Source organism: Micromonospora sp. NPDC007271, assembly GCF_040634005.1.
Lineage (GTDB): Bacteria > Actinomycetota > Actinomycetes > Mycobacteriales > Micromonosporaceae > Micromonospora.
On the sequence record NZ_JBEYER010000136.1, the window covers coordinates 1 to 15,214 of the forward strand.

The window sequence follows — 15,214 nt, forward strand, 5'->3', positions numbered from 1 at the left end:
GAGCAGGAGCGCACCGGCGGAGACTGGAATGACCCAGGACTCACCGGTACGGGGCCCGGCCCACCACGCGTTCCATTTGCGACGAGGGTGCGCTACAGAGCGGCGCAGTCACCGCCCTTGGCACCGTTGACCGTGTTCGGTGCGCCGAAGTCCTTGACCGCCACGCTGTTGCCGGTGCAGGTCAGCGATCCGTCGACCCGGCTACCGACCAGGATCGGCCCGTAGGCGCCGGCCAGCCGGCTGAACCGCTCGTTGGCGGTCACCTGCACGTTGTCCGACAGGGTGAGCGAGCCGTTGAAGGTGCTGCCCGCGATCGTCACGTCCCGGGTGGTTCCGGTGATCCGGGAGCTGCCGTTCACCGTGCTGCCGAACAGCTGCACCGCCTGGGCGCCGGTCGCCGTCAACCCGCCGCCGATCGAGCTGTCGCTGACCACCAGCGAAGCGCCGGGACGCACCGACACCCCACCGGCCACCTGGGCGCCCTTGAGGCAGGTCACCCCCTCGTTGGCCACCACCCGTGGCTGCGGGCCGGTCAGCGTCCTCGTGCAGTCGGGCGACGAGCCCGGCAGCACGGTGGCCCGGTAGGCGCTCGGCGCGCCGACGTTGCCGGCCGCGTCGATGGCCCGGTGCTCGACCAGGTGCGTGCCGAAGCCCGGCACGAACCCGCCGCCCGGGTGGTCGTCCGGCAGGGTCTGCTCGAACGCTGCCTTCGACAGGCCGCCGGTACCGAGGTTGCCGTACGTCAGCGCCTTGACGGTGGTGCCCGAGTGACGGAACTGGAACGGCGATTCGGGCATCGGCTGCTCCGGGAACCCGAAGTAGTTGAACCAGCCGTCCTTGTCCAGCCGGAGCTGACCGACGACGTAACGGTCCTCGGCGTACCCGGTGTGGTCGTCCTGCGGGTTTAGCCACATGTCCCAGCCGTCGAAGTACACCGGGTGCTCCATGCTGCCCGCGAGCCGGGTCAGCGGCGCCGACAGGGTGCGCGGCGCCGTCGGCATCGCGTTGTCAACGGTCCAGTCGATCCGGTCCGAGACGCCACCCGGATCCGCCGGATCGGTCACCGTGGCGGCCAGCTTGTGGGTGCCCGGCGCCAGGTCCAACGCGCCGAGGTCGAGGTTACGGCTGTTGTGCGGGTTCGGCAGCACCCTGCCGTCGAGCGACCAGGCCACCTCGACGATCCGATCGCTCGGGTGGTTGGTCCGCACGTAGACCACCTCGTCGCCGGCGACCGGCTGAGTGTTCGGCGTGGAGCCGGTGATGGTCGCGGCCGGCGCCGACGGTGCCGCCTTCGCCTCACCCACCGTCCACTGCCGGGTCTGCACGAACCGCGGACCGTTGTAGCCGGAGTTCGTGGCCGTGTTGCCGGTCGACGGGTTACGGACCCAGTCGATGCCGTCCGGCCCGACCGGGTCCCGCACCTCGACGTGCACCACGGTCCCGGCGGGCAGGTCCAGCTCGCCGAGGTCGAGGTCGCGGCTGTTGTGCGTGTCGAGCACGGTGCCGTCCGGGCCACCGATGCGCCAGGTGACCTGCAACTCGTGGTAGCGCGGCTGCCCGGTCTCCACCCACAGCACGCCGTCGGACGGCACCGTGCCCAGCGGGGTGTGCCGGACGTTCATCTGCCCGGAGTTGCGCATACCGGTCACCCGGGCGACCATGTGCTCGAGGCCGATCTGGTCGAAATCGAACCCGATCCAGCGCATCATCGAGTGCTCGCTCGGTCGGCGCTGGCCGCACGGATACATGCCGCCGCCCTCGTGCGTCCCGATCGTGCCGCCGGAGAGGCTCTCCTCGCCGACCCAGCGCCACCACTTCTGCTGGTCCTCGACCATCTTCCGCGGATCGCTGTAGGTGGTGTGGTGGAAGCTGCTGGGCTCGCCGCCGGTGTAGCAGGGCCGCACCACGTCACGGGAGGAGTACGGGTACTCGTCGACCAGCGTGCCGAGGGAGTGGCCGATCTCGTGCAGCGAGATCAGCGGACCCTGCGGGGAGCCGCCGGAGGTCGTCGCGTTGGTGCCACCGATCCCGCCGTACGTGAACGTGTTGAAGATCGCCAAGGTCTGCACGTTCTGCGCGGTACGGGGAATGCCCAGTACCGGTGCCACGTAGGTGTCGATGATCCGGTTGTGCGCCTGGGTGCCGGTCTCGCACGGGTTGACCCCGGCCGGGTAGTAGGCGGCGTAGCTCGCGCAGTTCACCGGCGCACCGCCGTAGACGGTGCCGCGCGACAGCGGGTCGTTGCAGCCGTTCTGGTAGATCATCCGCAGCGCGGTGTTCTTGGCGTCGATCGGGCCCTCACGCTGGCCGGTGTCCCGGATCGTGCCGTCCGGGTGGCGTACCCGGCCGTCCGGGTCGCACCGGACGCCGTGGTCGATCGAGGCGATCTCCACCGCGTACACGTTGATGTAGTCGCGATAGGTTCGGAACGGTTCCGTCGCCCACATGACGGCCAGGTTGCGGTCCACGTCCTTCAGGAACAGCGACTGCTGGTCCCACTGGTAGCCGTCACCGAGAATGATCAAATTCAGCCGCTCGGCAGCGGGGCCGGTGACCTGGATCGGATGCACCTTCGGATTGGGCAACGGCATCGGCGGGGCGTCCGCCGGAGCGCCGCTCGCCGGGCCGGTGGCAGTCAACAGACCGGCCACCAGGGCGAGCGCCGCGAGAGTCGCGACCTTGAGTCTCACTGGCTGTCCACCTCACTCTCATCCAGCGGAACCTCCGTGGGCGCCGATCGTCCGACGTCACGGCGCGCGGCGCCCACGGAGGCTCCCGTGCTACTTCGTCACTTGCCGACGCGCGACCGGGCCGCCGCCGACACGATGGACCCCCGCTGGTCCGACGGGATCACTCCAGCCGCGACGAGCTGGTCCACGACCTCGTTCACGTGCGTCACGAACTCGCCGTGGTTCGACCACCGCTCCCCGTCGAGGATGTGGTCGTTGATCGTGCAGTTGCCGGCGAGCGGGCGGTTGGCCACACCGCTGTCGACGCCGCCGACCACCACCGTCGCCCGGGTGTCGGTGGTCGCGCAGATCGGCATGGCCAGCGGCCCGCCGACCACGGGCAGCCGCAGGGCCGTCGCGGCCAGGTCGACGTTGAGCACGGTGCCCGGGGCGGGGTGCAGGGTGAACTCGTGGTCGGTGGAGAAGACCATCAGGCCGATCCGGTAGCCGGCCGGGATGACCTGGTCATCCGGCTGCAGCGGCACGGTCACGTCGACGAACTCGCCGGGCACCAGCGGCTCGCTCCGGGTGAGCGAGTGGCGGTTCTGCGGGTCCGCCCAGCCCCGGGTGATGATGCTCGTCGTGGTGCCCCGGGTGCTCGACTCGCAACCCGATCCGCCGGTCCACGGCAGCCGCACCAGGGCCACCGACAGGTTGGCCGCTGGCTTGCTCGCGCTCATCCGCAGCGTCACCTCCGCCGTACCGGAGATGTGCACCGGGGCGGTGAGTTCCGGCGTCACGTAGAGCAGCCGATGCTCGGACACGCTGGTGGCCAGGGTGCCGGCGTTGCACGCGGTGTTGCCGGCGTCGACCAGTGACTCGACGCCCTTGCCGGGCCGAGCCAACGAGGTCAGCTCGCCGGTGGTGTTGCCGCCGGGCTTCAGCACCATCGTCACCGGCGACGCGGCCGGGTTGGGGTAGTCGGCGTACGGGGTGAGCTGGCTGGCCCCGGTCTCGTTACGCACCACCCAGGCCCGCGCGTCGTTCTCGACACCGTTCTGCACGCCGTACAGGTAGCGGGTGAACCAGCGGTTGCGCATGTCCAGCGGCGGAGCGCCGCCGTGTCCACCCTGGTGGTAGTACGCCTGCACCGGCGTACCCTGCGCCTTCAGCGCCTCGAGGATCCGCACGCTGTGCTCGGGCACCACGTTCCAGTCGTTGAAGCCGTGCGCCATCAGGGTGGCGGCCTTGACGTTACCGACGGAGTGCAGGTAGTCCCGGCCGGCCCAGAAGTCGTTGTAGTCGCCGTTCGCCCGGTCCTGGTACCGGTTCATCTCGCCGACCCGGATCGTCTCGATGCAGTACGACCGGCGGTCCGGATAGCCGCTGTTGATGTAGTCGAACAGGTAGTCGATGTCCTCGCCGACCCAGCCGCCGGGATTCCGCACCAGGCCGTTGGAGCGGTAGTAGTGGTAGTACGAGGTGTTCGGCGCGATCGGGATGATCGCCTCGAGGCCGTCGACACCGGTGGTCGCGGCGGCGAGCGGCAGGGTGCCGTTGTACGACGTACCGGTCATGCCGACCTTGCCGGTCGCCCAGCTGGTCGCCGAGACCTCCTGATCCCCGTTGACGCTGGTGTAGCCCTTCGCGCGACCGTTCAGCCAGTCGACCACCGCCTTCGGCGCCAGCGACTCGTTGGGGCCTCCGACGGTCGGGCAGCCCTGCGACAGCCCGGTGCCCGGAGAGTCGGAGTGCACCACGGCGAAGCCACGCGGCACCCAGGTGCTGACCTCGCTCGTGGACACCGAGGTCCGGCCCGGCTGGTGGGCGATCGGTGGCGGCGAGACCCGGGCCGGCGGCTGCTCACCCAGCTCGTGTCGGACGTTCCAGAAGTACTGCGCCTGGCTGGACGCCGTGCCCGCGTAGTAGGGGCTGCTCTCGTAGACGACCGGCACCTTCAACCCCTGTGCGGTCTGCCCGGGCCGGGTGACGTCCACGTGCATGCGGTCGAGCCGACCGTCACCGTCGGAGTCGAACTCCGTCTCCACCCACAGTTGCTGCCGGATCCAGCCGCTGGAGTTCGCGAACTCGGGGACGATCTGGGCCTGGCCGTCCACAAAGACCGGCCCCACCCCGTCCGGGCTGGCCGCCGCCGGCCTGGCGATCCCCAGCGTAAGAGCCAATGCCGCCGCACAGGACGCCGCCATCAGGCCGGCAGCCCGCTGGCGCACCGTTCGTCGCACCATTGTGAGTCCCTTCCCATCGTCGGCCGGCAGCCCGGACGGCGGCACACCGCCCGCCACCGGTCGCCTGACGCGACCGGCTCGACGTGAGCAGTTGGGCCTGCTCGGTCTGCTCCGGTTTGTGCCCTGGCCGAGGTTGCCAGCCGTCTGACCTGTGCCGTTCCCTTGTCGGGAGCTACCGCTTCCCCCGGCGTCGCCGGAACCGCAGGCCGTCTGCCGGCAGGCGGCCGTCGCAGCCGTCATCATTCACCGACTTCTCTGCCGGCCACCCGACCGTAGCGGCCGGCTCGGTGTGGGAGCACCAGACACCTGACGAAACTTCGACGGGGTTCCGGCCGTCCAACGTCGCAACCGCGCCGGTCACCCGGGTCTTCGGAGCGCGATCAGTTGGCCGTCGAGGGGCGCCGGGGTGAGCCGCCTGGTCGCGAGGCCCGTCGGCTGCGGCGCGCACTCGCCGCGGCCTGACCGGGCGGAGACGTACGGGCGGGGTGCGGGGGCCGTCACCCGTCGCACCCCGCCCGGTCGCCCGCGGGGCGGCCCGCCGTCTCAGCGGTTCATCGCGTACGCGACCACGAGCGCCGCGACCAGCGCCAGCGCCGCCACGATCGCCGCCGCGATCTTGGCGGCGCTGTACGGGCGCTCGCCGATGACCTCGCCCGTCCGGGCGTTGACCAGGACCTGGTACGACCGGCCGGCGTGCAGGTACGCGGCGATCCACACCGGCAGAAGGAGCAGCTTGTACGTCACGTCCGAGTAGGTGGTGTCCACGGAGCTGACCCGCTGCTCGTCCCCGCCGATGTCCGACCGGCAGTCCCGCTCGATGACCGGCGCCATCCGGGCCTTCGCCCCGACCAGCCCCGCCTCGGGCTCGGTGTCGTACCGCAGCGCGTGGTACCCGGCCAGGTAGTCGCCGTGGTACGCGACCGCCTCTGCCAACGGCCACGGGGCCAGCTGCTCCAGCCGATTCTCCGGCAGGTGGGTCGTGGCCGGCACCAGCACGTCGTCGAAGTCCCGGCGGACGGTGCCGCTCGCCGGGTACCACCGGGTGTGCCGCACCTGCCGGGTACGCGTCTCCTGCCTGCCGTTCACCGTCACCGTGTACGTCTCGGTGACGTAGTAGTACTCGCCGCGCTGGCCCCGGTAGTCCGAGACGGTCCGCGCGTCGAACGTCCAGTGCGGCAGGTAGGTGCCCTTGAGCGTCTCCGCCTCGCTGACCTTCTTCAGGCTGTTCGGCGCGAACCAGCGGCTGCGGCACCACTGGCCCAGGGCGGTCCGCACGCCCGCCTGGTCCACCACGAACGGCAGCACCGCCTCCGGCGCGATCAGCTCGCCCGCCGCGGCGTCCATCACCAGCGGCGTGGCGCAGAACTGGCAACGCTGGGCGAGCGCGTCGCTCTCGGTGCGGGCGCCGCAGCCGGGGCAGACGAACGTGTACGCACCGACGCTGGCCGCCGGCTTGCGCGGCAGCGTGGCCAACTCGGCGTACGGGTGCTCGCGCACCTCCCGGCCGGCACCGGCGATCTGCTGTCGGTGTCCGCAGTACGGGCAGCGCAGCACCGCCGTGCCCGGCGCGTACTCCACCCGGGCGCCGCAGCCCCCGCACTGGTACGACGGCGGGGAGACGGCGGTGTCGCTAATGCCGGCACTCCGGTCGCTCTCGCGCCACGGCCGGCTCCGGTCCGGCTCGCTCATTGCGGGGGCAGCGGCGGCGGAACGCTGGCCAGCACCGAGGCGAGTTCCGGCACCTGCCCGGCCGGCTGCCACTGTGCCATGCCGGCCCGCCAGACCAGCGTGTCCGGGCCGAGCGTGCCCGCACCCACCTGCTCGGCCAGCCCACCGAGATCGAACGGGCCCTGCCGCTGCCCGGCGACGCCGAGGAACCACTGCGGCTGGTTCGGCAACGGCGGCGGCTCGACGCCGCCCGGCTGGGCGGGTGCCGGAGCCGGCGGCGTTGCCGCGCCGCCCGACATGGACCGGGCCACCTGCTGGCCCACGGCCATCCCCAGGCCCAGCCCCATGCCGGTGCTCGCGCCACCGCCGGGGTTCTTCGCCGCCTCCTCCAGCGCGGTGGCCGCCTGGTACCGGGTGAACCGGTCCAGGTCCCCAACCGCGCCCATGCCGGTCCGCTTGTCCAGCGCCCGCTCCACCTCCGGCGGCACGGAGATGTTCTCGATGACGAACTTGGGGATCGCGATGCCGACCTCGGCCAGTTCCTCGGTCAGCACGGCGGCCAACCGCCGGCCGATCGCGTCCTGGTGGGCCGCCAGGTCCAGCAGCGGCACCCCCGCCGTGGCCAGCGCGCCACCGAGCCGTCCCACCATGAGCTGGCGCAGATACTCCTGCACCTCCTCGGTGCGGAACTGCGGATCCGTGCCCACCAGCTCCCGCAGGAGTTTCTGCGCGTCCACCACCCGCGCCGCGTAGGCGCCGAACGCCCGCAGCCGGACCACCCCGAACTCGGCGTCCCGCATGATCACCGGGTTCTGGGTGCCCCACTTCATGTCGGTGAACTGCCGCGTGTTGACGAAGTACACCTCGGCCTTGAACGGCGAGTTGAAGCCGTACTTCCAGCCCTTGAGGGTGGACAGGACGGGCAGGTTCCGGGTCTCCAGGGTGTAGGTGCCGGGTGAGAAGGCGTCGGCGATCTGCCCCTCGTTGACGAACACCGCCGTCTGGGACTCGCGGACGATGAGCTGGGCGCCCATCTTGATCTCGTTCTGGTAACGGGGAAAGCGCCAGACGATCGTGTCCCGGCTGTCGTCCAGCCACTCCACGATGTCGACGAACTCGCCCCGGAGCTTGTCCATCAGCCCCACCGCGTCCCCCTCCCCCTCGCTGCCGAGATCATCGGCGTCGCGGCGACGATAACAACCGCCCGCCAGCCGCAGCCGCCGCGCCGATCTGGCCCCGGAGCGGTCCGACCGCCGGCCACCGCAGGCCAGCCGACGCCTACGGTGCAGCATGCAGAATGTGCTGGTCGCCTGGGAAGTCGGCTTTCTGACCGAACTGGCTGACCGGTCGGCGCCGGCCCGCCACAGCAGGCCGGGTTCGCGGGATCAGGCCGCACGAGGCGCACCGAGGGACGCCCCCGTCCGCCGCCCGTCGGGCCCGATGGTGCTGGCGTGAGCTGCGGATATCCGACCGTGGCCGGAGATCCGCAGCTCGTGGCCGTTCAGCCGCAGTTACCCCAGGTGTACCTGCCGTTGCCCGTCCACATCGTGCCGTTGAGGACCGAACCTTCGTACATGACACAGGCGTCCCGCGCGGAACGCTGCTTCGCGGCGTAGTACTTGTAGTTGCCCGAGTCCTCGACCCAGGAACTGCCCGAGACCCGCAGCCTGGCGGCGACCCCGGTCGTCGACCCGATGGCCACCGCCTTCAGCGTGGCGACGCAGTTGTACCCGGTCGCGCTGTTGTACATGAGGTAGACGTCACCCGTTTTGGTGCCGTCCGAGGCGTAGATCGACCGGTGACCGTCGGAGACCTGGGCCCACGAGCCACCGAAGTCGTTGTTGCAGGCCTGTGCCGGCGTGAACGGGTTGGCCGCGGCGCGGGCCGGCGACCCGAACGTCATCACCGCAACAGCCGTTGAAAGGATCGAGACCGACAGTCGTCGCACCAGTACGCGCACCCAGTCCTCCAGAACTCCGGCGCGAGGCACCCGCGTGCCCGCGCCTGCATCCACATCAGATGATCAACAGTACTCGGCGCGAGGTGCCCCCGCTGCTCGCGGCCTACCGCTGACCGCTACGGCGGGAGCGCACCAGGCCGATCAGTCCCGCGAGGAGCAGGCCCAGGCCGACAACGCCCACCACGCCGACCAGCGACCTCCTCTCCCGGTCGTCGGACGGCTCGCCTCCGGCGGCGGCGGTGGGAGTGGCCGTGGGAGCGGGAGTGGCCGTGCGAGCGGGGGTGGCCGCACGCGCGCTGGCCGGGGCGACCGACGACACGGGATACCGCAGCACGGTGGGTTCCGTGCCCGGCGGTTGATCGGCGGTCTCGGAGACCGTGAGCAGGAAGCGCCCGTCGCGGCTGTAGGTGATCGACTCGCCCTGAGGTTCGTCGGGCAGCGGCACGATCCGTGGTCTGCCCCGCGTCAGCGCGGTGATCACGTCGCCGCCGACCACGTCGAACTCGAACGCGTCCGCGTAGGTCCGCAGCACCACCCGGCGTCCGTCCGGTGCGCTGGCCGCGCCGGTGACCACGGCCCGGCCGAGGAAGGAGAACGGATTGCTGGTCGTGGTGCGCGGCAGGCTCACCTGCCCGACGCGTTCCAGGGGCACCGTCGCACCCGGCTTCAGGTCGCGCGTGGGGGCGTACAGGCCGGCGGCCCCGCCCTGCTTCGTCACGATGACCGGCCGGCCGTCGCCGGCCACGAGGAGCGCCTCGGCGTCGTGCGGGCCGTCCGGGTACGCCATGCGATGCAGCACCGGACGGCCACCGCCCGGTGCCAGCTTCCACAACGCGACGGTCTGCCGGGCGCGGTCGTTGTCGCCGATGTCGGCGACCCAGAGAGTCCCGTCGGCGTCGACGGCGAGGTCTTCGGTGTCTCTCGGACGGGAGGGATAACGCACCGTCCGCACCACCCTGCACTCGGCGTCGAGGAAGAAGATCCGGCGGCGCGGCTCCTCGTCGGCGCTGTCGTTGACCACGACGAACCCGTTGTCGGTGGCGACCATCCCGGAGATCTCGGTCAACCGGTGGTCCCGCACCTGGCAGACCGGCGTACCCCGTGACCCGGTGGGCGTGGGCGACGGGCTCGCCGCCGCCGGCGCCGGGACCGGCGTCACCGCCAGAGCGGCGACAACGACCACCGCCCCCGCCCGCCCGCGAAGGCCCCGTCCTCGTCCTCGGGCGGTTGCGGGAGCGCGGCGGAGGCGCACCCGTGGGACGACACCACCCGTCACCGCCACCATCGCCTCCCCCACCCCGGACTCCCGGCGCATCCACCGTAGCGGCAGTCGTGTGCCACCCTGTCGAGACCGGCGGCGAGGTCAGGCGACGTGCTCGTGCACCCACTCCCTGGACCTCGTGAAGGCCGTGACGGGATCGCCGACGTAGCTCCAGGGCCACGTGCTGACATGGTCGCCCAACATGCCGAAGACCCGCGCCGCAGCGTCGAACTCGTGGGCCAGCTCCAGCCCCAGCGCGAACACGCTCGCCCGCGGAACCCAGCCGAAGGTGGGCCGGAAGGCCGGATGGAAGATCGACTTCTCTGCCGCGGCCAGCAGGTCCGCGCGCACCTCGTCGGACTGCATGTACGCGTCGCTCTCCTCCGCCGGCACCTCGAGCCACTTCTCGACGTGCGCGACGGCCAGCAGCTCCGGCATCAGGCTGCCGTCCGGTGCGGCCGCCGTGGCCTCCCGGGCGAAGGCGAACATCTGCTCCTCGCTGCCGAACCACTTGGGGCAGAGGAACTGCAGCAGCTGCTCGTGCGCGACGACATGCCCCGGATGCCGCCTCACGACCTCGTCGAAGCGGGCACGCGCCTCATCACCGCCGACCTGGCGGCCCCGCGCGGACGTGACCAGCCACGTCCGGGCGGTCACGTCGTCCGGATCCCGGGCGACGACCTCGTCCAGCAGGTTCTCGGCGAGCCGGAGCCGGCGGCGGAACTCCCGGAACTGGTCCTGGCTGGTGTACTCGGCGCGCTTCCCGCCGCGCGCCTCCCAGGCCCAGTAGACCGCGTGGCAGCCGCGGACCAGCACCGGAAGCGTCGACTGCGGCTCCGCATCGACCCATTCGCCGATCCACTCCTGTACGCCGTCGACCGTCCCCACGGCCTCCACCAGGAAGGCACGGCTGTCCGGATCGGTCGTGGCAGCGAGAATGTCCCGGGCCGTACGCCAGTCCCTGGCTGCCAGCGCGTCGATGAGCGCCCGCGCCTGCGGGTCACCGTGAGCCGGGTCGACGACGAGGCCCGCCGGCTGCCGACGCTTCTTGAACGGCCACATGTGGATCTCCTCCCCGTGCCAGACGGGAGAGAATACCGCTCGGAGTATCGATGCTCTGCCACTCCCCTCGTCGACCGCTCAGCGGCGCCCGCGGCCTCGACGCGCTGCCCAGACGCCGCCCGCGACTGCCGCCGCAACCGGTAGGACGCAGCACAGGGTCAGGACGAACAGTTGCCACGGCTTGATCGCTCCCATGGCCGCGAGACTAGGTGCCATCGAACGGTGGCGCTGCCCCCGCCAGGGCCAGGGAAGAGGGTGGTCCGTACCGCACGCCCGCTTCACCAGCGGCCGGCAGCCCGCCGACCTGCTCACCATCCGGCATGATGGCGGCGTGCAGTCAGCGCAGCCGCCGGGCGGGGAACCGGGCCGACGGCTCGGCGATGGCGTCCTGGGCCGCGATCAGCTGGATCTCCCGGGTGCCCGCCGCGACGGTCGCCTCGAGCACGGCGAAGACGGAGGCGATGGTGCGTTCCAGTGCCGTCGCCGGCGAGCCCGTCGTCCACAGATGCGCGAGGTACAGGGCCGCGGTGACGTCGCCGCCGCCGTTCGGGTTGATCGGCAGCAGCGGGGTGGTCACCGCCCACGCGCCCTCGTCCGAGACGGCCACCACCTCCAGCGACCCGGCCGGCAGGTCGCCGTGGAGCACGCTGGTGACCAGGACGTGCCGTGGCCCCGTCTCGCGTACCACGTCGACCGCCTCCAGCAGTTCGGTGAGCGAGTTCGTCGTACGGCCGGCGAGGAAGTCCAGCTCGAACTGGTTCGGGGTGATGATGTCCGCGCGGGGGACGACGGTGTCGCGCATGTACTCCGGGATGCCGGGCCGGACGAACATGCCGCGGCCGGCGTCGCCCATCACCGGGTCACAGCAGTACACCGCCTCCGGATTGGCGGCCTTGACCTGGTCCACCGCGTCGAGGATCACCGCGCCCATCGCCGGGTCGCCCTGGTAGCCCGACAGCACCGCGTCGGCGCTGCCGAGGACTCCGCGGTCCGCGATGCCCGCGATCACCTCGGCCACGTCGGCCGGCGCCAGCAACGGCCCGCGCCACGCGCCGTAGCCGGTGTGGTTGGAGAAGTGCACGGTCAGGACCGGCCAGACCTCGTGCCCGAGCCGCTGGAGTGGGAAGACGGCCGCCGAGTTGCCGACGTGGCCGTAGGCGACCGATGACTGGATGGACAGGATCTTCACCCGGTCATGATGGCGGTTGCCGGCGCCGCCGCACGAGCTACCCGCCGTTTTCTGTCGGATAACCCACTTCCGGTCGGGGCAGATGAGCGCTGGTCGGCGTGCGCCCGTTCGGCCCCGGTCGGGTCGGCCCGACCGTCAAGGCGTCGCGAGGTGAGCCGGTGCCTGCCGGACCTCCGCGCCGGCCCGCGGGAGTCCCGCATGAGGAAGTACGCCGCATGGCGTTCGTTCCTTCCCCGCCCGCCGCCCCAACTCGAGGCGGCCGGCATGCCTCAAGTAATGCTCAAATCGCGTCGTACGCGAGCCATCGACGCCAAAAAATGAACATACGCTTCCCTCGGTTCCAGCCGGTTCCTCTTGCTTCGGACATACACGGAGGTTTCATCACCGGACAGGTCTACGAGGGTATTCAAGACGTCCAATGGCGCGAGGCGTCATCTCGGTGGGAGCGGCCTACCGCCCCGGTGCCGCGCGGACGTCCAACCGCGCTCAGCTCGCTCACGGAGTCCCGATCCTCCACCCGACGGCGACCATCGTCGTAACCGGGCTCACCGTGCGCGAGTTCAGCGCGACCGTCCTGAATGGGCCGAGCCGCGTGCGAGCCGGCCATCACATCAACCACATGCCACAAGCAAGAAGGAGGGGAGATGCGACGCACACAACAACGCATCGCGCTCTTCGCGCTGCCCGCCCTGGTGGGGGGCGTCCTCATGACGACCGCGCCGGCGGGCGCGGATCCCGCCCAGCCGGCAGGCGCCGCGGGCTCGGGGCGATCCCACCTCGAGGATTCGGAGGCGGTACGCCTTGTCCGCATCAAGCTGACCGGCGCCGACATGCTGGACAAGGTGGTCGCCGCCGGCTTCGACCTCGAGCACGGCCTGCGGCGCGTGCCGACCGGCATCGAAGGCGAGGCGGTGGTCACCGCCGAGCAGATCACCGAACTGCAGGCGATGGGCGCCGAAATTCTCGGTGACGACGAGAGCTTCGCCTGGAGCGAGGAGGCCGACGGCGGCATCCAGGCCGCCCGAGCGCAGGCTGTCGGGACGTTCAGCCACTCCGAGACGGTACGGGTCGTCCGCGCCGACTGGTTCACCACGAAGGGCCAGGGTTTCCTCTACGTCGAGGCCCGGACCACCGATGGCCAGCAGACGAACCCGATCGTCACGATGCAGCTCGAGAACGACTCGGGTCCGGACACCTCGTTCGGCTTCGCCCGGACGATGAGCCGGTTCGTCGACTCCGGGCAGTACATGTTCCACCGGAACCTGTTCAAGCTCGACGCCCGCCCGAACCAGATCCGCGTCACGAGCTCGACCGGCGGCGTCACCACCGGCTTCGTCTCCAACTGGCTCGAGGACGGCGCGCCGCCGCTGACGGCGAACCCGGCCTACAAGTGGGACTTCGTCGACGGCTACCGAACCCCGCAGCAGCTCTACAGCCGCGCCGAGGAGATCGCCCGCCAGTACCCGGACATCGCCGAGATCGTCTACCTGCCGAACAAGACGAACGGCTACCAGCGTAAGGCGCAGGCCACGATCGGCGGTACCGGGCAGGCGGCGGTCGTCGTCAGCTCGGCGGCGTGGGGCCACGAGGGTGGCAACGACATCACCGTCGAGTTCGTGAACCGGCCGGGGGCGAACCTTCCGCTCAGCGTCGAGGTGGCGGGCAAGGCGGTCCGCGTCCTCCTCGCGAAGGACGCCTCCGGTGCGCTCGCGAGTACGGCCGCACAGGTGGCGGCGGCGCTGCGCGCCCAGTCCCAGGGCCTGATCGACCGGGCGCACCCGTATCGCACCAACGCGGGCACCGGCATCGTGCAGGCGACGTCGGCTCCGGTGGCGCTGACCGACTTCCTCGACGAGAAGCGTGCCGGCGCGCCGGAGGGCGAGGTGCCGCGCGGCCCGGCCACGATCCCGGTGCTGCGGATCGGCAAGCACCGCGACGGCAGGAACCCCGGTGTCCTGATCCAGGCGCAGGACCACGCTCGCGAGTGGGTGCCGGCGACGACGTCGCTGGAGGCGGCCGAGCGCCTGGTGCACAACTACAAGTCCGACTGGGAGACGAAGAAGATCGTCGACAACACCGATGTCTTCCTCATCCTGTCCAACAACCCCGACGGGGCGAACTACAGCTTCTACAACTTCGCCTCGCAGCGCCGGAACCTGACGAACCACTGCGCGGACGACAACGCCGATCCGGCCCGGCGCAACTCCTGGGGCGTCGACCTGAACCGGAACTACCGGGTCGGGTCGGGCCACGACGGCTACGCGGGCGGGTCGACCAGCTGCGTCAGCGACACCTTCCAGGGGCCGGAGAAGCTGTCCGAGCCGGAGTCGAAGAACATCGTCTGGCTGGTCGAGAAGTACCGGAACATCAAGTTCATGATGTCGGTGCACTCCAACGGCGGCCAGCTGTTCTGGCAGCCGGGCGCCTACATCGCGAACGGGCGGATCACCACGCCGCGCCCGCCGCTGGGTGACGAGGCGTTCTACTGGCAGTCGGCCGGCCGGATCCTGTCGCAGGTCAAGGCCTACCGGGAGACCGTCGTCACGCCGGAGAACGTCGGCGGTTCGTCGGACGTCCTCTACTCCTCCGCGGGCAACGTGCGGGAGGACCTGTACCACAACTACGGGATCTACGCCTTCGGCTGGGAGGTCGGCGGCTCGATCTACAACCCGGCCACCGGCAACTGGCAGGGCGGCTCCTTCCAGCCGGCCTGGGTGGGGAACCCGGAACTGGTCAGCGGCCACTCCGAGACGATGGAGTACGCCAACGGAATCATGGAGATGTTCCGGATCGCGGCGGAGTGGGGCAAGGACAACAAGAAGCCGACGTCCAAGCTCGTTCCCAGCGCCGGGAAGTCCTCCGGCTCGGTGGACGTGCGGTTCGAGACGAGCGAGCCGGCCACCATCTACTACACGACGGACCGCAGCCGGCCCACGCTCGAGTCGCCCCGCTACCAGGCGACCGAGTTCCGTGAGCCGGGCCAGGTGTTCCACGTGACCGAGACCACGACGTTCAACTGGTTCTCGGTCGACAGCGCGGGCAACATCGAGCAGAACTACGACCCGACGAAGAACGACACGCGCAACAACTACCGCACGGCGACGGCGCACCGGTGACCCTGAACGTCGACGATGCCGGCGCACCAGCGCCGTCGCAAAC

At 70.8% G+C, this 15,214-nt stretch carries 9 protein-coding genes; 1 reads left to right on the top strand and 8 read right to left on the bottom strand.

The features are described 5' to 3' along the window. Window positions 1–92 precede the first annotated feature (92 nt). From ABZ570_RS31070 to pdxY, 8 genes are all read right to left on the bottom strand, one after another. Window positions 93–2,690 carry a M64 family metallopeptidase gene (locus ABZ570_RS31070; RefSeq protein WP_358071257.1) on the bottom strand — a complete coding sequence of 866 codons (2,598 nt, stop codon included), beginning with the start codon at window positions 2,688–2,690 and terminating at the stop codon, window positions 93–95. 98 nt (window positions 2,691–2,788) lie between these two features. Beyond that, on the bottom strand, window positions 2,789–4,915 hold the full coding sequence (locus ABZ570_RS31075; protein ID WP_358071259.1) for a Xaa-Pro dipeptidyl-peptidase: 2,127 nt from the start codon (window positions 4,913–4,915) through the stop codon (window positions 2,789–2,791). A 543-nt stretch (window positions 4,916–5,458) separates the two neighbouring features. Next, complete coding sequence (locus ABZ570_RS31080) at window positions 5,459–6,604, bottom strand: hypothetical protein (RefSeq protein WP_358071261.1); 1,146 nt, start codon at window positions 6,602–6,604, stop codon at window positions 5,459–5,461. After that, the gene (locus ABZ570_RS31085) at window positions 6,601–7,875 is read right to left on the bottom strand and encodes an SPFH domain-containing protein (protein WP_358071263.1); all 1,275 of its coding nucleotides are present in this window, start codon (window positions 7,873–7,875) and stop codon (window positions 6,601–6,603) included. The genes ABZ570_RS31080 and ABZ570_RS31085 overlap by 4 nt, the downstream gene beginning before the upstream one ends. A 209-nt stretch (window positions 7,876–8,084) precedes the next feature. Then, window positions 8,085–8,486, bottom strand: coding sequence for a hypothetical protein (locus tag ABZ570_RS31090; protein WP_358071265.1), 402 nt, complete (start codon window positions 8,484–8,486; stop codon window positions 8,085–8,087). A 160-nt stretch (window positions 8,487–8,646) separates the two neighbouring features. After that, window positions 8,647–9,609, bottom strand: a complete 963-nt coding sequence (locus ABZ570_RS31095; protein WP_358071267.1) for a hypothetical protein — start codon at window positions 9,607–9,609, stop codon at window positions 8,647–8,649. Window positions 9,610–9,906: 297 nt separating this feature from the next. Continuing rightward, window positions 9,907–10,866 carry a DUF4034 domain-containing protein gene (locus tag ABZ570_RS31100; protein WP_358071269.1) on the bottom strand — a complete coding sequence of 320 codons (960 nt, stop codon included), beginning with the start codon at window positions 10,864–10,866 and terminating at the stop codon, window positions 9,907–9,909. A gap of 337 nt (window positions 10,867–11,203) precedes the next feature. Further along, window positions 11,204–12,055, bottom strand: coding sequence for a pyridoxal kinase PdxY (pdxY, locus tag ABZ570_RS31105; RefSeq protein WP_358071271.1), 852 nt, complete (start codon window positions 12,053–12,055; stop codon window positions 11,204–11,206). A gap of 644 nt (window positions 12,056–12,699) precedes the next feature. Between pdxY and ABZ570_RS31110 the strand changes: the two genes are divergently transcribed. Beyond that, on the top strand, window positions 12,700–15,171 hold the full coding sequence (locus tag ABZ570_RS31110; protein WP_358071273.1) for a M14 family metallopeptidase: 2,472 nt from the start codon (window positions 12,700–12,702) through the stop codon (window positions 15,169–15,171). The last annotated feature ends 43 nt before the right edge of the window (window positions 15,172–15,214 follow it).